This is a genomic window from Streptomyces sp. NPDC006552 (assembly GCF_040611655.1).
Lineage (GTDB): Bacteria > Actinomycetota > Actinomycetes > Streptomycetales > Streptomycetaceae > Streptomyces.
Genome location: NZ_JBEXOS010000011.1, coordinates 45,923 through 66,159, shown reverse-complemented (window position 1 = coordinate 66,159; position 20,237 = coordinate 45,923). Strand labels below are relative to the sequence as shown.

18 protein-coding genes, 1 tRNA gene and 1 pseudogene are annotated in these 20,237 nt (G+C 71.5%); 13 read left to right on the top strand and 7 right to left on the bottom strand.

Features of this window, described 5'->3' with window-relative positions:
* The first annotated feature begins 124 nt into the window (after positions 1-124).
* Together ABZY33_RS09585 and ABZY33_RS09580 are read left to right on the top strand one after the other, a co-directional pair.
* Positions 125-679 carry a YwqJ-related putative deaminase gene (locus ABZY33_RS09585; RefSeq protein ID WP_356490952.1) on the top strand — a complete coding sequence of 185 codons (555 nt, stop codon included), beginning with the start codon at positions 125-127 and terminating at the stop codon, positions 677-679.
* Positions 679-1,194, top strand: a complete 516-nt coding sequence (locus ABZY33_RS09580; RefSeq protein WP_356490951.1) for an SUKH-3 domain-containing protein — start codon at positions 679-681, stop codon at positions 1,192-1,194. The genes ABZY33_RS09585 and ABZY33_RS09580 overlap by 1 nt, the downstream gene beginning before the upstream one ends.
* Before the next feature lie 435 nt (positions 1,195-1,629).
* Here the strand turns inward: ABZY33_RS09580 and ABZY33_RS09575 are convergent, their stop codons facing one another.
* Complete coding sequence (locus ABZY33_RS09575) at positions 1,630-2,955, bottom strand: histidine kinase (protein ID WP_356490950.1); 1,326 nt, start codon at positions 2,953-2,955, stop codon at positions 1,630-1,632.
* Positions 2,956-3,146: 191 nt separating this feature from the next.
* Between ABZY33_RS09575 and ABZY33_RS09570 the strand changes: the two are divergent.
* The 7 genes and pseudogenes from ABZY33_RS09570 to ABZY33_RS09540 form a co-directional block, all read left to right on the top strand.
* A pseudogene (locus tag ABZY33_RS09570) lies at positions 3,147-3,389 on the top strand (hypothetical protein); the annotation flags it as partial.
* A gap of 10 nt (positions 3,390-3,399) precedes the next feature.
* Positions 3,400-3,470, top strand: a tRNA-Gln gene (locus tag ABZY33_RS09565).
* 118 nt (positions 3,471-3,588) lie between these two features.
* Positions 3,589-5,043: a bifunctional UDP-N-acetylglucosamine diphosphorylase/glucosamine-1-phosphate N-acetyltransferase GlmU gene (glmU, locus tag ABZY33_RS09560; RefSeq protein ID WP_356490949.1), complete on the top strand. Its 1,455-nt coding sequence runs from the start codon at positions 3,589-3,591 to the stop codon at positions 5,041-5,043.
* Positions 5,044-5,163: 120 nt separating this feature from the next.
* The gene (locus ABZY33_RS09555) at positions 5,164-6,141 is read left to right on the top strand and encodes a ribose-phosphate diphosphokinase (RefSeq protein WP_356490948.1); all 978 of its coding nucleotides are present in this window, start codon (positions 5,164-5,166) and stop codon (positions 6,139-6,141) included.
* A gap of 174 nt (positions 6,142-6,315) precedes the next feature.
* On the top strand, positions 6,316-6,900 hold the full coding sequence (locus ABZY33_RS09550) for a 50S ribosomal protein L25/general stress protein Ctc (RefSeq protein WP_356490947.1): 585 nt from the start codon (positions 6,316-6,318) through the stop codon (positions 6,898-6,900).
* A gap of 84 nt (positions 6,901-6,984) precedes the next feature.
* A complete protein-coding gene (gene pth, locus ABZY33_RS09545; RefSeq protein ID WP_356490946.1) occupies positions 6,985-7,590 on the top strand; it encodes an aminoacyl-tRNA hydrolase in 606 nt (201 codons plus the stop codon).
* Between the two features lie 62 nt (positions 7,591-7,652).
* A complete protein-coding gene (locus ABZY33_RS09540; protein ID WP_356490945.1) occupies positions 7,653-8,111 on the top strand; it encodes a hypothetical protein in 459 nt (152 codons plus the stop codon).
* 13 nt (positions 8,112-8,124) lie between these two features.
* Here the strand turns inward: ABZY33_RS09540 and ppc are convergent, their stop codons facing one another.
* Complete coding sequence (gene ppc, locus ABZY33_RS09535) at positions 8,125-10,863, bottom strand: phosphoenolpyruvate carboxylase (protein ID WP_356490944.1); 2,739 nt, start codon at positions 10,861-10,863, stop codon at positions 8,125-8,127.
* A gap of 336 nt (positions 10,864-11,199) precedes the next feature.
* Here ppc and ABZY33_RS09530 point away from each other — a divergent pair, with 336 nt between their 5' ends.
* Positions 11,200-12,192, top strand: a complete 993-nt coding sequence (locus tag ABZY33_RS09530) for a fatty acid desaturase (protein ID WP_356490943.1) — start codon at positions 11,200-11,202, stop codon at positions 12,190-12,192.
* Between the two features lie 665 nt (positions 12,193-12,857).
* On the top strand, positions 12,858-13,550 hold the full coding sequence (locus ABZY33_RS09525; RefSeq protein WP_356491016.1) for a TetR/AcrR family transcriptional regulator: 693 nt from the start codon (positions 12,858-12,860) through the stop codon (positions 13,548-13,550).
* 274 nt (positions 13,551-13,824) lie between these two features.
* Here ABZY33_RS09525 and ABZY33_RS09520 read toward each other — a convergent pair whose 3' ends face one another.
* Complete coding sequence (locus tag ABZY33_RS09520; RefSeq protein WP_356490942.1) at positions 13,825-14,640, bottom strand: trans-aconitate 2-methyltransferase; 816 nt, start codon at positions 14,638-14,640, stop codon at positions 13,825-13,827.
* 88 nt (positions 14,641-14,728) lie between these two features.
* On the opposite strand from ABZY33_RS09520, the gene ABZY33_RS09515 reads away from it, so the two are divergent.
* On the top strand, positions 14,729-15,226 hold the full coding sequence (locus tag ABZY33_RS09515; RefSeq protein ID WP_356490941.1) for a MarR family transcriptional regulator: 498 nt from the start codon (positions 14,729-14,731) through the stop codon (positions 15,224-15,226).
* 39 nt (positions 15,227-15,265) lie between these two features.
* On the opposite strand, the gene ABZY33_RS09510 is transcribed toward ABZY33_RS09515, so the two are convergent.
* On the bottom strand, positions 15,266-16,015 hold the full coding sequence (locus tag ABZY33_RS09510; protein ID WP_356490940.1) for a response regulator transcription factor: 750 nt from the start codon (positions 16,013-16,015) through the stop codon (positions 15,266-15,268).
* A gap of 285 nt (positions 16,016-16,300) precedes the next feature.
* Here ABZY33_RS09510 and ABZY33_RS09505 point away from each other — a divergent pair, with 285 nt between their 5' ends.
* The gene (locus ABZY33_RS09505; protein ID WP_356490939.1) at positions 16,301-16,756 is read left to right on the top strand and encodes a GNAT family N-acetyltransferase; all 456 of its coding nucleotides are present in this window, start codon (positions 16,301-16,303) and stop codon (positions 16,754-16,756) included.
* A gap of 11 nt (positions 16,757-16,767) precedes the next feature.
* Here ABZY33_RS09505 and galK read toward each other — a convergent pair whose 3' ends face one another.
* Genes galK through galT form a run of 3 tightly spaced genes read right to left on the bottom strand, consistent with a single transcriptional unit; the run spans position 16,768 to position 20,027 of the window.
* Positions 16,768-17,940 (bottom strand): galactokinase, encoded by a 1,173-nt coding sequence (gene galK, locus ABZY33_RS09500; RefSeq protein WP_356490938.1) that lies wholly within the window; start codon positions 17,938-17,940, stop codon positions 16,768-16,770.
* Positions 17,941-17,991: 51 nt separating this feature from the next.
* The gene (galE, locus tag ABZY33_RS09495; protein WP_356490937.1) at positions 17,992-18,963 is read right to left on the bottom strand and encodes a UDP-glucose 4-epimerase GalE; all 972 of its coding nucleotides are present in this window, start codon (positions 18,961-18,963) and stop codon (positions 17,992-17,994) included.
* Entirely contained in the window at positions 18,963-20,027 is a 1,065-nt protein-coding gene (gene galT / locus ABZY33_RS09490) for a galactose-1-phosphate uridylyltransferase (protein ID WP_356490936.1), read from the bottom strand. Before galT ends, galE begins: the two co-directional genes overlap by 1 nt.
* Positions 20,028-20,237 lie beyond the last annotated feature (210 nt).

Genomic DNA, 20,237 nt, shown 5'->3' with positions numbered 1-20,237 from the left:
AGTCACCCCCGTGTCACCACCCCGTGACGATCGGGCGTGTCGGCGGGTACCGGCTTTCGCACCGGCCGCCCCGTTTGGCACTCTGTGCAGGCAACCTGGGGGATTGCAGGAGGGGAAGCACCACATGCACAGCGCCACCGCAGAGACCACCGCCACCACGGACGCGCCGTCCGGCGACGACCCGCGCGTCGGCTGGAGCGCCACCGATTCCGCCGACGTCCCGGTCCTGCGGGGCCGTCGCGACGGCATCCTGCCGGCCGTCGCCGCCGCGCTCTGGGTGCGCGGCAGCACACTCACCTCGACCGCCGCCCGCGGCGAAGCGGCGCCCGCCTTACACCCGTTGGTGCAGGACTTCCTGGACACGCTGACGAGCGCGCAGCGCGACCGGTTCACCGGGCGGTGCGCCGAGACGATCCTCATCTCGCGCCACCTCTGGGCGAGCGACGCCGAACGCACCGAGAAGTCCAAGCGCGCCCGGCGCCGGCCGATGACGGTGGGCGAGGCCCGCAAAGCACTCAAACACGGCAAGCTGACCACCCGGCGCATCCGCGAGGACGGCGACCCGCTGCACGGCGGCTTCGCCCGCCCCTGCCGGGCCTGCGCCGCGCTGACCGCCCACTTCGGGGTGCGCGTCGTCGATCCCACCGCAGACACAGCCGAGAGCGAGACCGCGCCCTGATGCCGACGCCGCATCCCCCCGCCGTGGACCGCACCTCCAGCACCCGCTTCACGGTGCCGGTCGACGCCGCGCTGCGCGCCGCCGGCTGGCAGCCCGGGCGCTGGGACATCAAACAGGCCGAGTTCTGGGCGGACGCGCTGCGCACCCATGTCTCCCCGGCCGGTCACCGGCACGCCGTGTTTCCCGCGGCGGTGGAGGTCTGGGCGGAGTTCGGCGGCCTGCACCTCACGCCGACCGGGCCCGGCCGGCAGATCGCGCCCGTCCAGCCGCACCTCGATCCGCTGCACGGGCTGCACATGGCGCGCACCCTGGGGGATCTCGGTCGCGCGCTCGATACGGAGGTCTGTCCGCTGGGGGCGGAGGCCGGGACGGAGGCCCTGCTGGCCATCGACACGGTGGGGCGGGTCTACGCCCTCGACCACAGCGGGGACTGGTACCTCGGCCCCGGTATCGACCAGGCCCTGGAACTCCTGATCACCGGCGTCCACCCGCCCCGCCTCCAACCACCGCCGTAACCCGGCCGTCTCGGGCCCCGGCCGCGGCCCGGTGGGGGCTGAGCGCGCAGTTCCCCGCGCCCCTCACAGCGTCTGCCGGGCCCCGCCCGTCCCGCATGCGCGGCTCTCGTCGCGGCTGAGCGCGCAGTTCCCCGCGCCCCTGGGGGGCATGCGGCTCCGCCGCAGCCCCATGGCCGCACCTCATGAGGCGCCGATGAGATGCAGCACGAAGTGCGCATCTCAGGGGCGCGGGGAACGGCGCGAGCGGCCCCCACCGGCCCGCAGCCAAAAGCGGGCGCACGCAGTGCGCCTTTCAGGGGCGCGGGGAACTGCGCGAGAAGCCCCACGGAGGGACAGCCAACCGACTACCCAGGGGCGCGGGGAACTGCGCGAGCCGCCCAGGCCGAACCGGACCCGCGTAACCGGACACAACCCCGGGCCCCCCGACCCGCCCCCCTAAACCGCCGGCAGCACCGCCGAAACCCGAAAACCCCCCGCATCCGTCGCCCCGGACACAAAAACCCCACCCAACCCGGCCACCCGCTCCCGCATCCCCACCAACCCGTTCCCCCCGGACGGCAACCCCGCCGAAGCCGCCGCAGGCACCGGCGGCGGCTCGTTCTCCACCTGCATCGCCACCTCCACCCCCCGATGCGCGAGCCGCACATACGTCTTGGCCCCGGCCGCATGCTTGTGCACGTTCGTCAGGGCCTCCTGCACCACGCGGTAAGCGGTCTGTTCCACCGCCGCCCCATACTCCCGCGCCTCCCCCTCCACGGACATCTCCACCACCATCCCGGCCTCCCGCGACTGCCCGACCAACGCGTCCAGCTCGGCCAGCGACGGCCCCCCGTCCACCACCCCCGCCTCCACCTCCGCACGGGACGCCGCCGCCGCGGCCGCCGCCCCCACCGCCGCCAGCGGCAACGCCTCCACGACCGGCACCCGCCCCGGCGCCGGCTCCCCGGCCCGCAGCACACCCAGCATCTCCCGCAGCTCCGTCAGCGCCTGCCGCCCCATGTCCCCCACCAGCGCCGCGTTGCGCACCGCCTTCTCCGGGTCCTTACGGGCCACCGCCTGCAACGCCGCCGCGTGCACCACCATCAACGACACCCGGTGCGCCACCACGTCATGCATCTCGCGCGCGATCCGCGTCCGCTCCTCACCCCGGGCCCACTCCGCCCGCTCCTCCGCCCGCTCCGCGAGCAGCGACAGCTCCCGCTCCAGCGACTCGTTGCGCTCGCGCAGGCTCTCCATCAGCCGGCGCCGCGCCCCCACGTACAGACCGAGCAGCAACGGCGGCGCCGTCACCCCCAGCGACGTGGTAATCGCCACGAACGGCACGAACCAGCCACCCACCTGGAACCGGTCGCTGTGCACCATGTCCTGCTGCGCCCGGACCACGGACACGATCAGCGTCCCGACGAACGACATGCCGGCCAGCGCCCCGATGATCCGCCGCGGCATCTCCGACGCCGCCAGCGAGTACAGGCCGACGACGGTGAGCATGATGCCCATCTGCGCCGGGGTCACCGCCACGGAGACCAGCACGACCGCGATCGGCCAGCGCCGCCGCAACAGCAGCGTCGCGCCGGTCAGCACCCCGAAGACGACCCCCATCCAGACCGGCAGCCCGGCCTTGTGCGCGAACGGCACCCCCTCGAACGCACACTCCACCGCGCTCGCCGCGGCGAGCCCCCCGTCCAGCGCGGCACCGCGCCACCGCTCCCACCACCACGGCCCCCCGGCCGCGGCTCGGTGAACTTCCCCCGTCGTGGTCATACCCCCAGCCTACGGGCGGGCGCCGCCCGATTTCCGGTGAGTTTTACGTACCGGCGCCCACCACTCCGCACAATCGAACAGAAGCGAAACCCGCCGGTATCGCGCGAACTGCTGAACAGAGGGGATTCCGCCCCCGCGGCCCGCGCCCCGCCGAAAGCTGTGCCTATGACACAGACCACAGGCACATACACCGGCAAGTACACCGACTCGGGGCGCTGCGGGACGCGGAGCGTCAGGACAAGCCGCACGCGCGCCGGGAGGACGTCACGTTCGTCAACAGCGCCCCAGACGTGATCCGCCTGTTCCTCGCCGGGCTCGACCTACTGGGGGTGGACCGTGACCGCCAGAGCGCCGACTCATACCGTCGCATCGAAGGGTCTTGGTACGGCATAGTAGGGGCGGCGCTCGCGACCGAAGGCAGAAATCGGGCATAGGGCGCAATGTTCCCGAGTCGTCTAATGGCAGGACAAATGGTTTTGGTCCATTGAATGAGGGTTCGATTCCTTCCTCGGGAGCACCTCACGGGGCCCGACCGTCACCGGTCGGGCCCCGTAGCCGTTTCACCCCGCTGACCCCCCGGTATCCTGCGGATGTCCACCCCCCAAGAAGCATCCGAAGCCGAAGGGCACACCCGTGAGCGCCAACCGCCCGGCCGCCGTCGTCGTTCTCGCAGCGGGCGAGGGCACCCGTATGAAGTCGGCCACCCCCAAAGTCCTGCACGAACTCTGCGGCCGCTCGCTGGTCGGCCATGTGCTGGCCGCCTCCCGGGAGTTGGACCCCGAACAGCTCGTCGTGGTCGTCGGGCACGAGCGCGAGAAGGTGGCCGCGCACCTGAGCGAGGTCGACGCCGGTGCCCGTACCGCCGTGCAGGCCGAGCAGAACGGCACGGGGCACGCGGTCCGCATCGGCCTGGAGGCCCTCGCCCCGGACGGCGCCCTGGACGGCACCGTCGTGGTGGTCTGCGGCGACACGCCGTTGCTGACCGGGGAGACGCTCACCGTGCTGGCCGCCACGCACACCGCCGACGGGAACGCGGTGACGGTGCTGACCGCCGACGTTCCCGACGCCACCGGCTACGGCCGCATCGTCCGCGACAGCGGCTCCGGCGCCGTCACGGCGATCGTCGAGCACAAGGACGCCACCGAGGCGCAGCGCGCGCTCACCGAGATCAACTCGGGTGTCTTCGCGTTCGACGGGCGGCTGCTGGCCGAGGCGCTGACGAAGGTGCGTACGGACAACAGCCAGGGCGAGGAGTACCTGACGGACGTGCTCGGCATCCTGCGGGCTGCCGGGCACCGGGTCGGCGCCTGCGTGGCCGGTGACCACCGCGAGATCGCCGGCATCAACAACCGCGTCCAGCTCGCCGAGGCCCGCCGCATCCTGAACGACCGTCTGCTGGAGCGCGCGATGCTCGGCGGCGTCACGGTCGTCGACCCGGCCGCCACCTTCATCGACGTCACCGTGACCTTCGACCGGGACGCGACGGTCCTGCCGGGTACGCAGCTGCACGGCGCGACGCATCTGGGCGAGGGCTGTGTCGTGGGCCCCAACACGCGGCTCACCGACACCACGGTGGGCGCGGGTGCCCGGGTGGACAACGCGGTCGCCTACGAGGCCGAGATCGGTGCGCAGGCGTCCGTCGGGCCCTTCGCCTACCTGCGCCCCGGCACGCGCCTCGGCCTGAAGTCGAAGATCGGCACGTACGTCGAGACGAAGAACGCCTCGATCGGCGAGGGCACGAAGGTGCCGCACCTGTCGTATGTGGGCGACGCGACCATCGGTGACTTCACCAACATCGGGGCCGCGAGTGTCTTCGTGAACTACGACGGTGAGGCGAAGCACCACACGACCGTCGGCTCACACTGCAAGACGGGTTCGGACAACATGTTTGTGGCGCCTGTCACTGTCGGGGACGGTGCCTACACCGCCGCCGGCTCGGTCATCACCAAGGACGTGCCCGCCGGTTCGCTGGCCGTGGCCCGGGGCCAGCAACGGAATATCGAGGGTTGGGTGGCGCGCAAGCGGCCCGGGAGCGCGGCCGCGAAGGCGGCGGAGGCGACCACGCGGGAGCCGGGCAGCGAAGGCTGACCGGAAACAGGTGCGTCCGACACGGCGTACCGTGATAGATGCTCACGATTCGCCTGGCTCGCTGCTATAGGGACGCGCGGGCAGCTGCGGCGGACGAACTCGTCTGAGGAGACTAGTGCTGTGACCGGGCTCAAGACGCAGGGCGAGAAGAAGATGATGTTCTTCTCGGGCCGTGCCCACCCCGAGCTTGCCGAGGAGATCGCACACCAGCTGGGTGTCGGGATCGTGCCGACCAAGGCCTTCGATTTCGCCAATGGCGAGATCTACGTCCGCTACCAGGAGTCCGCTCGCGGTGCCGACTGCTTCCTGATCCAGAGCCACACGGCTCCGATCAACAAGTGGATCATGGAGCAGCTCATCATGATCGACGCGCTGAAGCGTGCGTCGGCCCGCTCCATCACCGTCATCGTGCCGTTCTACGGTTACGCGCGGCAGGACAAGAAGCACCGGGGACGTGAACCGATCTCGGCGCGGCTGATCGCGGATCTGATGGCGACCGCGGGCGCGGACCGGATTCTCACGGTCGATCTGCACACCGACCAGATCCAGGGTTTCTTCGACGGCCCGGTGGACCATCTGTTCGCGCTGCCGATCCTGGCGGACTACGTGGGCGCGAAGGTGGACCGCTCCAAGCTGACCGTGGTCTCCCCCGACGCGGGCCGGGTGCGGGTCGCCGACCGCTGGTGCGACCGGCTGGGTGCGCCGCTGGCGATCGTGCACAAGCGCCGGGACAAGGACGTCGCCAACCAGGTGACCGTGCACGAGGTCGTCGGTGACGTGGAGGGCCGGGTCTGTGTCCTGGTCGACGACATGATCGACACGGGTGGCACCATCTGCGCTGCGGCGGACGCGCTGTTCGCGCACGGTGCGGAGGACGTCATCGTGACGGCGACGCACGGTGTGCTGTCGGGTCCGGCGGCGGACCGGCTGAAGAACTCGAAGGTGAGCGAGTTCGTCTTCACGAACACGCTGCCGACCCCGAGCGAGCTGGAACTCGACAAGATCACGGTCCTGTCGATCGCCCCGACGATCGCCTCCGCGGTGCGTGAGGTCTTCGAGGACGGCTCCGTCACCAGCCTCTTCGAGGGCGAGGCGTAAAGATCCATTTGGGTGCGGCCTCCCCCGCCGAGTAGACTGCGCGAGTTGCTCGGCGAGGGAGGCCGTACTTTTCTGTACGGCGATCCGTTATCGACGCGCTCTTCGTAGCAGGCCGTTCGTGGCCGGGTGACCCACCTTTTCTGGTTTCCCCAGTTCTACGAGGAGTTGAAGAGCATGTCCGAGGTCAAGCTGGCCGCCGAGTCCCGTTCGGAGTTCGGCAAGGGTGCCGCCCGTCGCATTCGCCGCGAGAACAAGGTTCCCGGTGTCGTCTACGGTCACGGTGGTGACCCGATCCACGTCACGCTGCCGGGCCACGAGCTGTCGCTCGCCCTGCGTACCCCGAACGTCCTGCTGGCGCTCGCCCTGGACGGCAAGACCCAGCTGGCGATCCCGAAGGCCGTGCAGCGCGACCCGCTGAAGGGCTTCATCGAGCACGTCGACCTGCTCCTCGTGAAGAGCGGCGAGAAGGTCACCGTCGAGCTTCCGGTCCTGACCGAGGGCGAGCTGGCCGCCGGTGCCAACCTGCTGGAGCACGTGCTGAACACGCTCTCCGTCGAGACCGAGGCCACGCACATCCCCGAGTCGGTCACCGTCTCCATCGAGGGTCTCGACTCCGGTGACGCCGTCCACGCCAAGGACATCAAGCTGCCGGCCGGTACCACGCTGGCCACCGACGCCGACGCGGTCGTCCTCCAGGTCCTGTCCGCGCAGGCCGAGGAGGCCCCGGCCGAGTCCGACGAGGCCGCCGCGGAGGCCTGAGCATTCGCCGTATGACCTGGTACGGGGTGGTGGGCACGGTCCGCCACCCCGTACAGCTGTCTCTAGTGGGCCTCTAGCGGAGGAATGTGCATGTCCGACGAGAACGCTCCCTGGCTGATCGCCGGGCTCGGCAACCCCGGGCCCGAGTACGCGATGAACCGGCACAACGTCGGTTTCATGGTGGCCGATCTGCTGGCGCGGCGGATGGGTGCCAAGTTCAAGCGTGCAGCGAAGGGGCAGGGGCAGGCCCAGGTCGTCGAGGGCCGGATCGGTCCGCCCGGCCCGGCCGGCCGCCGGGTGGTCCTGGCGAAGCCGATGTCGTACATGAACGTCTCCGGTGGTCCGGTGACGGCGCTGCGCGACTTCTACAAGGTGCCCGTCGAGCGCATCGTGGCCGTCCATGACGAGCTGGACATCGATTACGGGGTGCTGCGGCTGAAGCTGGGCGGTGGCGACAACGGGCACAACGGGCTGAAGTCGATGACCAAGGCGATGGGGCCCGACTACCACCGGGTGCGGTTCGGGATCGGGCGGCCGCCGGGGCGGATGCAGGTCGCGGACTTCGTGCTGAAGGACTTCTCCTCGGCGGAGCGCAAGGAGCTGGACTACTTCGTGGACCGCGCCGCCGACGCGGTGGAGGCGCTCGTCACGGAGGGCCTGGAGCGCGCGCAGTCGGCGTACAACTCCTGACAACTCTCCCGGTTCGGCCGGGGAGTTGACCGTACGCGTATCCATGGCCAAGGATCACCGCCATGGCTTCAGCGGTGGCGGCGTCGGTCTCCCGGCGGATCGTGGCGTCGGTGATCGCCCTGCTCCTGGTGGTGGCGGGGTTCTGGGCGTCGTGGGGCGCCGCGCAGCACGTGGTGTTCCCCACGGGACGAACCCACGGTGAGCTGCTCGTGCAGCGGTGCGAGGGCAGCAGGTGCAGCGGGCCGCTGGCGTCGGCGCGGGACGGCGCGGACGTGTGGATGCGGCGCTCTGTCGGTGTGAAGAAGGGCGCCCGCATCGCGGTCGTCGTCAAGCCGGGCAGCCGGCAGGCCGTGCGTTCGGGGGTGGCCGGGTTCTTCACGGCGTTCATGCCGCTGGGCGGGGCGCTGTTGCTCGCGTCGATCGTGCTCGCGGGCGGAATGCTGAACCGGCGCCTGGCGTGGATCACGTCAGGCGCCGGTGTCGCGTTGCTGACGGCGGCGTTCGTCGCCGTCAGCGCCTAGCTGTCCGGCCGGGTCAGCCGGTGTTGCGCAGGCCGGCGGCCACGCCGTTGACGGTGAGCAGCAGGGCGCGGGCGAGGGTCGGGTCCGGCTCCTGGCCCGCGGCGGCCGCGTCGCGCTGGCGCTTGAGCAGGGCGACCTGGAGGTAGGAGATCGGGTCCAGGTAGGCGTCGCGGATGTCGAAGGTCTGCTTCAGCACCGGGTGGGCGTCGAGCAGTTCGCTCTCGCCGGTGACCCGCAGGACCTCGCGGACGGTCAGCTCGTGCTCGGCCTCGATGGCGGTGAAGACGTGCTTGAGGTTGTCCGGGACGAGCGTGTCGACGTAGTGCCGGGCGATGCGCAGGTCGGTCTTGGCGAGCGTCATCTCCACGTTCGAGATGAAGTTCTGGAAGAAGTGCCAGCGCTCGTGCATCTCGTCGAGCATGGAGTCCAGGCCGGCCTCGCGCAGTGCCTTGAGGCCGGAGCCCACCCCGAACCAGCCGGGGACGATCTGCCGGGACTGGGTCCAGCCGAAGACCCACGGGATGGCGCGCAGGCCGTCGAGGGAGACGCCGGAGCCGGGGCGGCGGGAGGGCCGGGAGCCCAGGTGCAGGTCGGCGAGCTGGTCCACGGGGGTCGACGCGACGAAGTACGTCGGCAGGTCCGGGTCCTCGACGAGCTTGCGGTACGCGGCGTGCGCGGCGTCGCTCACCACGTCCATGGCGGCGTCCCAGCGGGCCAGCGCCTCGTCGGACTGGCGCGGCGCGGTGTGCAGGGCGGAGGCCTGGAGGGTGGCCGCGACGGTCAGCTCCAGGTTCTCGCGGGCCAGCGACGGCACCAGGTACTTGTCGGAGATGACCTCGCCCTGCTCGGTCACCTTGATCTCGCCCTCCAGGGTGCCCCAGGGCTGGGCGAGGATCGCGTCGTGCGAGGGGCCGCCGCCGCGGCCGACGGTGCCGCCGCGGCCGTGGAAGAGGCGCAGCCGGACGCCGTAGCGGTGGGCGACGTCGCGCAGCCGGCGCTGGGCGCGGTGGATCTCCCACTGCGAGGTGGTGATGCCGCCGAACTTGGAGGAGTCGGAGTAGCCGAGCATGACCTCCTGGACGTCCCCGTTGAGCGCGACCAGGCGCCGGTAGGAGGGGTCGGAGAGCATGTCCTCCAGGATCGTGTCGGCGGCCTTGAGTTCGTCCGTCGTCTCCAGGAGCGGCACGATGCCGATCTTCGCCCAGCCGGCGTGCAGGTCGAGGAGGCCGGCCTCGCGGGCGAGGACGGTCGCGGCGAAGACGTCGTCGGCGCCCTGGCACATCGAGATGATGTACGACTCGATGACCTCGGGTCCGAACACGTCGAGGGCCTTGGCCATGGTGTGGAAGACGCCGAGGGTCTTCTCGCCGGCCGCGTCGAGCGGCGCCGGGGTCGGGGCGAGCGGGCGGCGCGACCTGAGTTCCTTGGCGAGGAGCTTGCCGCGGTAGTCGCGGGGCATGTCGGCGTAGCGCCAGGACTCCTCGCCGAGCCGGTCGAAGAGCTGGCCGAGGGCGTGGTGGTGGGCGTCGGCGTGCTCGCGTACGTCCATGGTGGCGAGCTGGAGGCCGAACGCGGCGAGGGTGCGGATCGTCCGGTTCATCCGGCCGTCGGCGAAGAGTCCGCCGCGGTGCTCGCGCAGCGAGGTCTGGATGAGGGTGAGGTCGCGCAGCAGTTCGGCGGTGCCGAGGTAGTCGCGGCCCTCGACGTGCGGGGTGTTCTTCGCCAGCCGTTCCTTGGTGTTCTCCAGCTTCTGCCGGATCGCGGTGGCCTTGAGCCGGTAGGGCTCCTCGGCGTTGAGCCGCTTGTAGCGGGGGCTGATCTCCGGCAGCCGCTCCAGGTCGCCCTGGAGGGAGGTGAGCAGCTCCTCGGTGGCGCCGGTGTAGCGGATCGAGTTCGACAGGAAGCCGCGCAGCTCGTCGATGAGGGCGAGGGCGTCGTTGATGCCGTGCTCGTGCTGGAGGATCAGGACGTCCCAGGTCACCTGCGGGGTGACGTTCGGGTTGCCGTCGCGGTCGCCGCCGATCCAGGTGCCGAAGGTGAGCGGGCGGGTCTCCTCGGGGAGGGTGACGCCGACGCGCTCCAGTTCGGCGGTGAGGTCCTCCAGGACGTCGCCGACGGCGCCGGCGTGCAGCTCGTCGAGGTAGTAGATCGCGTTGCGCGACTCGTCGGTGACCTCGGGGCGCACGACGCGCAGCTCGTCGGTCTGCCAGACCAGGTCGATGTTCTCGGCCAGGCGGGTGTCGTAGCGGCGGCGGTCGGTCTCCAGGACCGGCGTCTCCAGGAGGGTGGCGATGCGGCGCAGCTTGTTCAGGACGGAGCGGCGGGCGGCCTCGGTGGGGTGGGCGGTGAAGACCGGCCGTACGTTCAGGTGCTGCACGGTCTCGCGCAGGTGGTCGGGGTCGGCGTCCTTGAGGCGGTCCGCGGTGCGGGCCAGCAGGCCGCCCTCGGCCTCGCGCTTGGCGCGCAGCTCGCGGCCGCGGTGGACCTGCTCGGTCACGTTGGCGAGGTGGAAGTAGGTGGAGAAGGCGCGGACCAGCTTGGCCGCCGTCTCCAGTTCGGTGCCGCGCAGCAGCTCGGCGGCGGCCTCGCCGTCCTCGCGGGTCAGTCGGCGGACCTTCTCGACGAGTTCGAGGAGCTCGGGCCCCTCCTGCCGGACGAGTGTCTCGCCCAGCAGATCGCCGAGACGGCGGATGTCGGCGCGCAGCTCGGCACTGGTTCTCGTCGCAACGGTCTGATCGTCGGCACTGCTCACAGGTGCGGCTCCTTGCAGTGGTGAAGCTCGTCTGGAGGGAGGAGTCCCCGGAACCGGGTACAAGGTCCGGGTGGAGATTCAGAGCGGACCGCGCTGTCCGACCGTTTCCAAGGATATGTGCCTGCGCCGCCGGCACCGCCCGGGGCCTCGTGGCGCCGGATACGCGCTGCCATGGTCACGACCCCGTAAGTTACGGAACCGTAGGGAAAACGGAGGCACTCTGTCCGCGGATCTCAGGGGGTCTCCTCACCCGTCGCGACCCCTCTCAACCCTCCCGACCGCCCCGACCTCCTCGATGTTCTCGACCCCAAGGCCCTCGACGTACTAGGGACTCTCATGGCCACACGTTCCGATGTGATCGAAGGCGCCCCGGAAGGGGCGCCAGGACCCTCCCCCGCCGCCACGCCGCCGGCGACGCTCGGCGGCGAGCAGAAGCGCTCCGTCGAACAGCTGGCGCTGCTGCTGTTCATCGCCGTGCCGTTCGTCGCCCTGGTCGCGGCGGTGCCGCTGGCCTGGGGGTGGGGGGTCAGCTGGCTCGACATCGGGCTGCTCGTCTTCTTCTACTACCTCGGCTGCCACGGCATCACGATCGGCTTCCACCGCTACTTCACGCACGGCTCCTTCAAGGCGAAGCGCCCGCTGCGCATCGCGCTGGCCGTCATGGGCTCGATGGCGGTCGAGGGGCCGCTCGTGCGCTGGGTCGCCGACCACCGCAAGCACCACAAGTTCTCCGACGCGGAGGGCGACCCGCACTCGCCGTGGCGGTACGGGGAGACGCTGCCGGCCCTGATGAAGGGGCTGTGGTGGGCGCACATGGGCTGGATGTTCGACGAGGAGCAGACCTCGCAGGAGAAGTACGCGCCCGACCTGATCAAGGACCCGGCGCTGCGGGCGGTCTCGCGGCAGTTCGTCCTGTGGACGACGGTGTCGCTCGGGCTGCCCGCGCTGATCGGCGGCCTGGTGACGATGTCGTGGTGGGGGGCGTTCACGGGGTTCTTCTGGGGTTCGCTCGTCCGGGTGGCGTTGCTGCACCACGTGACGTGGTCGATCAACTCGATCTGCCACGCGGTCGGCAAGCGCCCCTTCAAGTCCCGCGACCGCTCGGGCAACGTGTGGTGGCTGGCCGTCCTGTCCTGCGGCGAGTCCTGGCACAACCTGCACCACGCGGACCCGACGTCGGCGCGCCACGGGGTGCTGCGCGGCCAGATCGACTCCTCGGCGCGCTTCATCCGCTGGTTCGAACAGCTGGGCTGGGCGCATGACGTGCGCTGGCCGTCGAAGGAGCGGGTCGCTGCGCGGCGCCAGACGGAGGCGGTGGACGCGGTCTGACGCGTCCGGGGGGTGCGGGGTGTCCGGGTGCCGCGGATGGGGCGGGGCGGGTCTGGTGCCGGGTGCCGTGGGTGCCGGGTTGGGGGGACTGGCGCTGGGTGCCACCGGGCTGGGCCTGGCCGGGGCCGAGGCGTCCGGCGCCGGGGTGCCGGGCCGGGCCTGAGGCGTCTGGCACCGAGCGCCGAGGGGTCGGCCCGGCCTGATCTGGCCGGGGCTGAGGCTGTCTGGCGCCAGGTGCCAGGGTGCCGGGCAGGGCTGACGCCGGATGCCAGGACGCCCGGGCCCGACCGGGGCCGGGGCTGACGCCGTCTGACGCCGGATGCCAGGGTGCCGGGCCTGGGGATGAAGCACCTGGCGCCGGGTGCCATGAATGCCGGGTCGGAGAGTCCGGCGCCGGGCGCCACGTCTGCCGGGTGGGGCTGACGTCGTCTGGCGCCGGGCGCCATGGTGCCGAGTCCGGCCTGATCGAGGCTTAGGCCATCTGGCGCAGGGTGCCGGGTGTCACGGGTACCGGCGTCGGGGCTGACGTCGTCTGGCGCCGGGCGCCATGGTGCCGGGGCTGTCCGGACCGGGGCCGAGGGCATCTGGCGCCGGGTGCCGGGGCCCGGTCGGTGCTCGTCTGGCCCCGGGGCGAGGCCGCCGACGGTGACCGGGGCCGGCACGGCATGATGGGGAGCGTGGCGACCGACTCAAGCACTCCGGGCAATGCGGGCAGCGACAGGCCCGACAAGACGCGGCGTGCGCGCCGCACGCGGATGACGGGGGCGGAGCGCCGCCAGCAGCTGCTGGAGATCGGTCGTACGGTCTTCGCCGCCAAGGGCTTCGAGGGCGCGTCGGTGGAGGAGATCGCGGCGAAGGCCGGAGTCTCCAAGCCGGTGGTGTACGAGCACTTCGGCGGCAAGGAGGGGCTGTACGCGGTCGTCGTGGACCGGGAGATGCGCCAGCTCCTGGACATGGTGACCAGCTCCCTGACGGCGGGGCACCCGCGTGAGCTGTGCGAGCAGGCGGCGTTCGCGCTCCTCGACTACATCGAGGAGTACACGGACGGCTTCCGCATCCTGGTCCGCGACTCCCCGATCCCGCAGTCCACGGGCTCCTTCGCGTCGCTGATCTCCGATATCGCCACGCAGGTGGAGGACATCCTGGGCCGCGAGTTCAAGGCCCGCGGCTTCGACTCCCACCTGGCGCCGCTGTACGCGCAGGCGCTGGTCGGGATGGTCGCGCTGACGGGGCAGTGGTGGCTGGACGCGCGCAAGCCGAAGAAGGCGGAGGTCGCCGCGCACCTCGTGAACCTCGCCTGGCACGGCCTGGACGGCCTGGAGCCCAAGCCCCGCTTGATAGGCCACCGCAAGAGCTAGTCCAGGACGGCTCCGGGCGCCTGCGCGTGCGACGGCGCCAGGAACTCCAGCCGGTTGCCGACGGGGTCGGCGCAGTAGGAACGCCGGGGAGCGCGTCGTCCCACTCGACGACGGCGCCACCGGCCGCGAGCCGCCGCGCGTACGGCCGTCCGGCTCCACCCTCGGGATCGCGACTCCCTCCGGCCGGCGCGCACCGCCCACCCCGGGCTGCTCGTACGGGACATCGAGGCGCTGCCCGCGGGTGCGGCGAGCTGGACGTGGTCCAGGGCCGCGATCACGCCGGTTTCACCGCCACCACGAAGATCCGCCGGAACGGCAGCACCGTGCCGTGCGGTGTCGCCGGGTACGCCTCGCGCAGGAGGTCGCGGTAGGCGGCGACGAACGCGTCGCGCTCCGGCGGGTCGTCCGCGAGCGCGGTGAGCACGGGCCGCAGGCCGGTTCCCTGCACCCAGTCCAGGACGGGGTCGTCGCCGGTCAGCAGGTGGGCGTAGGTCGTCTCCCAGGCGTCCACCGTGCAGCCGGCGCCGGTGAGCCGCTCCAGATAGGCGGTGGGGGTGAGCACGGCATCGCCGTGGCGCAGCACCCCGGCGAGCCGGTCGCGCCACCGCGCGGACGCGGCGAGTTCGCGCATCAGCACGTGGGTGGGTGCCTCGAAGTTGCCGGGCACCTGGAAGGCGAAGGTGCCGCCGGGAGCGAGCGCGTCCAGCAGGCCGGGGAAGGCGTCGGCGTGGTCCGGGACCCATTGGAGGGTGGCGTTCGACGCGATGAGGTCGTACGTCTCCGGGGGCGTCCAGCGCCTGAGGTCGGCGTGGGCGAAGTCGAGCCGGCCGCCGCCCGCGGTGGGGCCCGCGTGGGGCGCGGCCCGCTCCAGCATCTCGGGCGAGTTGTCGTATCCGGTGATGTGCGCGGTGGGCCAGCGTTCGGCGAGTGTGGCGGTGAGGTTGCCGGGGCCGCAGCCCAGGTCGGCGATCCGGGATGGTCGGCGGGGCAGGGCGGGGACGCGGGCGAGCAGGTCCGCGTAGGGGCGGCCGCGGTGGCCGGCGTGGCGCAGGTACTGCTGGGGGTCCCAGAGGGGTGAGCCGGTCGTCATGGCTCCAGGGTCCCGAACCCTATATCTCGATGTCAAGAATATCGATGTCAAGAGACTTCACATCGACACACCCTCTACACTGATCGTCATGGAGGACGAGGTCGACCGGTTGGTCGCAGCGTGGCGCCGGGAGCGCCCCGACCTCGACGTGGAGCCCCTCGAGGTGCTCAGTCGGGTCAGCAGACTCGCGCGCCATCTCGACCGCGCCCGCCGTCTCGCCTTCGCCGAGCACCAGCTGGAGCCGTGGGAGTTCGACGTCCTGACGTCCCTGCGCCGGGCCGGCGAGCCCTACCAGCTCTCTCCCGGGCAGCTCCTGACGCAGACCCTGGTGACGTCCGGCACGATGACCAACCGCATCGACCGCCTCGCCAAGAAGGGCCTCGTCGAGCGGCTGCCCGACCCCAGCGACCGCCGCGGCGTGCTCGTGCGCCTCACGGCGGAGGGACGGGACCGCGCGGACCAGGCCCTGGCGGGACTGCTCGCGCAGGAACGGGCGATCCTGGCCGAACTCTCCCGCTCCGAGCGCGGCGAACTGGCCTCACTGCTCCGCCAGTTGACGGCCCCGTTCGACAACATCCCGGGCTGACCGCTCCGCGGGGTTCGGCTGACTGCCCGACAGGGCTCTCTAACTCGCCGCCTCCAGATCCACCGGTCCCACCCCGGCCCGGCGGGCCAGGGCCACCGCGGCCAGGGTCGAGTGCACGCCGAGTTTTCCGAGGACGTTCTGCATGTGCGTCCGTACCGTGTGCGGTGACAGGAACAACCGCTCGGCGACCGCCTTGCGCCCGAGCCCCGCCACCATGCACCGCAGGACCTCCCGCTCGCGCGGCGTCAGCGATTCGACCAGGCGTTCCGACTCGGTGCGGTGCTTGCGGGCCGCGGTCAGCTCCCGCAGGACGCCCGTCAGGAGCGCCGGCGGCAGATGCGTCTCGTCGCGCAGCACACCGCGGATGACGGCGAGCAGCCGGGAGAGCGAACAGTCCTTGGCGACCCAGCCCGAGGCCCCGGCCTGGAGCGCGAGCGCCGCGCGCCGCGGGTCGTCGCACTCGGCGAGGACGACCGTGCGGACGGCGGGCTGGCCGGAGCGGACGCCGGCGACCAGCGAGATGCCGTCGACGAGCCCTTCCTGCGCGGGGCCGTCGGGCACCACGGCCGGTGGCCGCATGCCCTGCATGGACGCCGCGCCCAGGTCGGCGTCGACCAGCAGCACATCGAATCTGCGCCCCTCGGCGGCCCCCCGGTCCAGACAGCGCAGGGCGGCCGGCCCGCTGCCCGCGGCCGCCACCTCGACGTCCGGCTCGGCGGCGAGCGCCGCGGCCAGCGACTCGGCGAAGATGCGATGGTCGTCGACGACCAGAACCCGGATACGAACCACGTGACAACCCCCTTCCCCGCACGCTCGACCGGGTGCGGGGTACCCCGTCCTCGGGAGAGGGACCAACGCGGGTACGGCGCCCGGTGTGCGGGTCACCGCGGTCGCCCGGCCGCCGCCGCGCCGAACCGCCACCCCCACACCGGGCGTCGTACCCGGCTGTCTCGCCCCCTGATCAACACCGGCCCCCACCGGTGTTGTCCTCAGAGTAGGGCTGCGCGCTTTCAGGGGAAGGCAATTCACAGAACTGGTTACCCGATGGCCGGTCGGCGACCGTGGAGCGCGTTTATGGTGAGGTACATGTTTCGCATCGAGACAGAAGTCGACAAAGAGCGCCGCCTTCTGCTCCGGTCGCTGCTCCAGGACGCCAACCGGGCCGCGTCCCCCGCCCTGCGGGAGTTGCGCGGCACCGCGGCCGAGCGCGAAACGCCGCTCCAGGTCTGGGCGTCGGCGCCCGACGGGGAGCTGGCCGCGGGGCTCGACGCCCATACGTGGGCGAGCTGGCTCCATGTGAACCTGCTCTGGGTCGCGGACCGGCACCGCGGCGCGGGCCTCGGCTCGCGGCTCCTGACGGAGGCGGAGCGCCTCGCGCACGACGAGCACGGCTGCGTCAGCTCGCGGGTTCAGACGTGGGACTTCCAGGCCCCCGGCTTCTACCGGCAGCACGGGTACGACGTGGTCGCCGTCGTGCCGGACTACCCGCCGGGGGTCAAGGAGTTCACGCTGACGAAGCGGCTGGGCTGAGCCCGACCGGTTCAGGCCACCCGGTGCGCGCCGGGTGAGGGCACCGCGGGAAAGACGCGCGGAGCCGTGTACCCGGCCTCTTCGAAGGCGGTGCGGACCGCCTTGGTGACGGCGTCCGCGTCCGCGCTCTCCACCAGGACGACCGCCGAGCCGCCGAAGCCGCCGCCCGTCATCCGCGCGCCGAGCGCGCCGGCCGCTCCGGCCGTCGCCACGACGAGGTCCAGCTCCGGGCAGGAGATGCGCAGGTCGTCGCGGAGCGAGGTGTGGCCCTCGGTGAGGATCGGGCCGATGGCGCGGACGTCGGCGGCGTCGCCGGTGTCCAGCAGGCCGATGACCCGCTCCACCCGGTGGTCGTCGCTGACGACGTGGCGGACGTAGCGGACGACCTTCTCGTCCACCCCGGCCCGCGCCAACTGCGCGAGGGCGCCGTCGAGTTCGCCGTACGCGACATCGCGCAGGTGGGAGACGCCGAGGACCCGGGCGCCCTCCTCGCAGCCGGCGCGGCGCTCCGCGTACGCGCCGTCGCCCAGCTCGTGCTTGACGCGGGTGTCGACGACGAGGAGCCTGAGCCCCTGCGCCGCCAGGTCGAAGGGCACCTGACGGAGTGACAGGTCCCGGCAGTCCAGGTGCAGCGCGTGGCCCTCGGTGGCGCACGCGGACGCCATCTGGTCCATGACGCCGCACGGTACGCCGACGAAGACGTTCTCGGCGCGCTGGGCGATGACCGCCAACTCGGACCCGCTGAGCCCCAGTTCGAAGAGGTCGTTGAGGGCGTACGCGGTCACGACCTCCAGCGCGGCCGAGGAGGACAGGCCCGCGCCGGTCGGCACCGTGGAGGCCAGGTGCAGGTCCGCGCCGGTGACCGGGTGCCCCGCGTCGCGCAGCGCCCAGACGACGCCCGCCGGGTACGCCGCCCAGCCGCCCTGCCCGTACGAGGAGAGCGGGGTGAGTGCGTCGACGCGCAGTTCGGCGACGGGGGCGTCGATGTCGGCGGAGTGCAGGCGCAGCACGCCGTCCGTGCGCCGGGCCACCGCGGCGACGGCGGTGTGCGGCAGCGCGAGCGGCAGGACGAAGCCCTCGTTGAAGTCGGTGTACTCGCCGATGAGGTTGACCCGGCCGGGGGCCGCCCACACCCCCGCGGGCTCGTACCCGTACAACTCACTGAACTGCGCGGCGACAGACATGAATGGACTACCTACCCCTGCTACGAATGACGACGGCCCGACGGGTGTCGGCTACTGGCGCGCCTGGGCGAACTGCCAGGCGTCGGCGACGATTCCCGCGAGGTCCGCGCGGGACGGCTGCCAGCCGAGGCGCTCGCGCGCGGTGGCGGCGGAGGCGACGAGGACGGCCGGGTCGCCGCTCCGGCGCGGGGCCATGACCTCGGGGATCGGGTGGCCGGTGACCTGGCGGACGGTCTCGATGACCTCGCGGACCGAGAAGCCGTTGCCGTTGCCGAGGTTGCAGATGAGGTGTTCGGCCGGGCGGGCTGCGTCCAGGGCGAGGAGGTGGGCGTCGGCGAGGTCCGCGACGTGGATGTAGTCGCGCACGCAGGTGCCGTCGGGGGTCGGGTAGTCGTCGCCGTAGACGGAGATGGCGTCGCGCCGGCCCTGGGCGACCTGGAGGACGAGCGGGATCAGGTGCGACTCCGGGTCGTGCCGTTCGCCGCAACCGCCGTACGCGCCCGCCACGTTGAAGTACCGCAGCGAGACGGCGGCGAGGCCGTGCGCGGCCGCCTCTCCGCTGATCATGTGGTCGACGGCGAGTTTCGAGGCGCCGTAGGGGGAGGTGGGCGCGGTCGGGTCGGTCTCGGTGATCGGGGTGCTGACCGGCTCACCGTAGGTGGCCGCGGTGGAGGAGAAGACGAGCTTGCGCACGCCCGCCTCGCGCAGGGCGGCGAGCAGGGCCATGGTGCCGCCGACGTTGTTGTCCCAGTACTTCTCGGGCTTGACGACGGACTCGCCGACCTGGGAGAACGCGGCGAAGTGCAGGACCGCGTCGTAGGAGGGGTCCAGCCATTTGGCGGCGTCGCGGATGTCGCCCTCGATGAAGACGGCGCCCGCGGGCACGCCCGCGCGGAAGCCGGTGGAGAGGTTGTCGAGAACCGTGACGTCGTGGCCCGCTTCGAGCAGATGCTGGGCGACGACGCTGCCGACGTAGCCCGCACCACCCGTGACCATGTACTTCTTCGGAACGGCGTTGCCCATTACTTGCTCGCTACCTCTCGCAGTCGCTCGGCCGCGGTCTCCGGCGGCACATCGTTGATGAACACGCTCATGCCGGATTCGGAACCCGCGAGGAACTTCAGCTTGCCGGAAGTACGGCGGATGGTGAAAAGCTCGAGGTGGAGCGCGAAATCGTCGCGGTTCACCCCCTCGAACTCCTCCAGCGTGCCGAACGGGGCCTGGTGCCAGGCCGCGATGTACGGCGTCGGCGGCTCACCGTCGCCGAAGATCCGGTCGAAGCGCTTCAAGAGTTCCAGATAGACCTGGGGGAACTCTGTGCGTGCGTCGGCGTCGAGCCCGAGCAGGTCCGGCACCTGGCGCTTGGGGTACAGGTGGACCTCGTAGGGCCAGTGCGCCGCGTACGGCACGAAGGCCACCCAGTGCTCGCCTTCCAGGACGATCCGCTCGCCGTCCGCCAGTTCCTTGTCGACGACGTCGGCGAAGAGGTTGCGGCCGCCGGTCTGCTCCTTGTGCTGGGCGAGCGAGCGGAGCATCAGGGCGGTGCGCGGGGTGGTGAAGGGATAGCCGTAGATCTGGCCGTGCGGGTGGCCGAGGGTGACACCGATCTCGGCGCCGCGGTTCTCGAAGCAGAAGACCTGCTCGACGGAGTCGAGGTGGGCGAGTTCGGCGGTGCGGTCGGTCCACGCCTCCAGGACGAGCCCCGCCTGCTCCTCGCTGAGGTCGGCGAAGGACTTGTCGTGGTCGGAGGTGAAGCAGACGACCTCGCAGCGGCCCGAGTCACCGGCGAGCGAGGGGAAGCGGTTCTCGAAGACGGCGACATCGTAGGAGGAGTCCGGGACCTCGCTGAGCCGGTCGCCCTCGGTCGGGCAGAGCGGGCACTGGTCGGCCGGCGGGTGGTAGGTGCGGGCCTGGCGGTGCGAGGCGATCGCGACCGCGTCGCCGAGGAGCGGGTCGCGGCGCACCTCGGAGGTGGTGACGGTGGGCTCCAGGGGGCGGCGGTCGGCCGCGTCGCGGACCACGTCGTCGCGTGAGTCGTAGTAGATGAGCTCGCGCCCATCGGCCAGCCGGGTCGACGTCTTCTTCACGTCGGACACTCCTCATCGCGACCAAACAAACAGAACCGAACACAACAAAGCATAAGCCAACACGGCCGTCAAGGGAACGCGCACACCTGGGCCGACACCCCGGAGCCGACGGGATCTCGATCACAATCAAACAAAGAACGTCACCAGAAGTGTTCACTTATTGAAGGCTGAGGCGTAGGTTCCGGTCTGATTCAGTTCGCGCAACGAAGC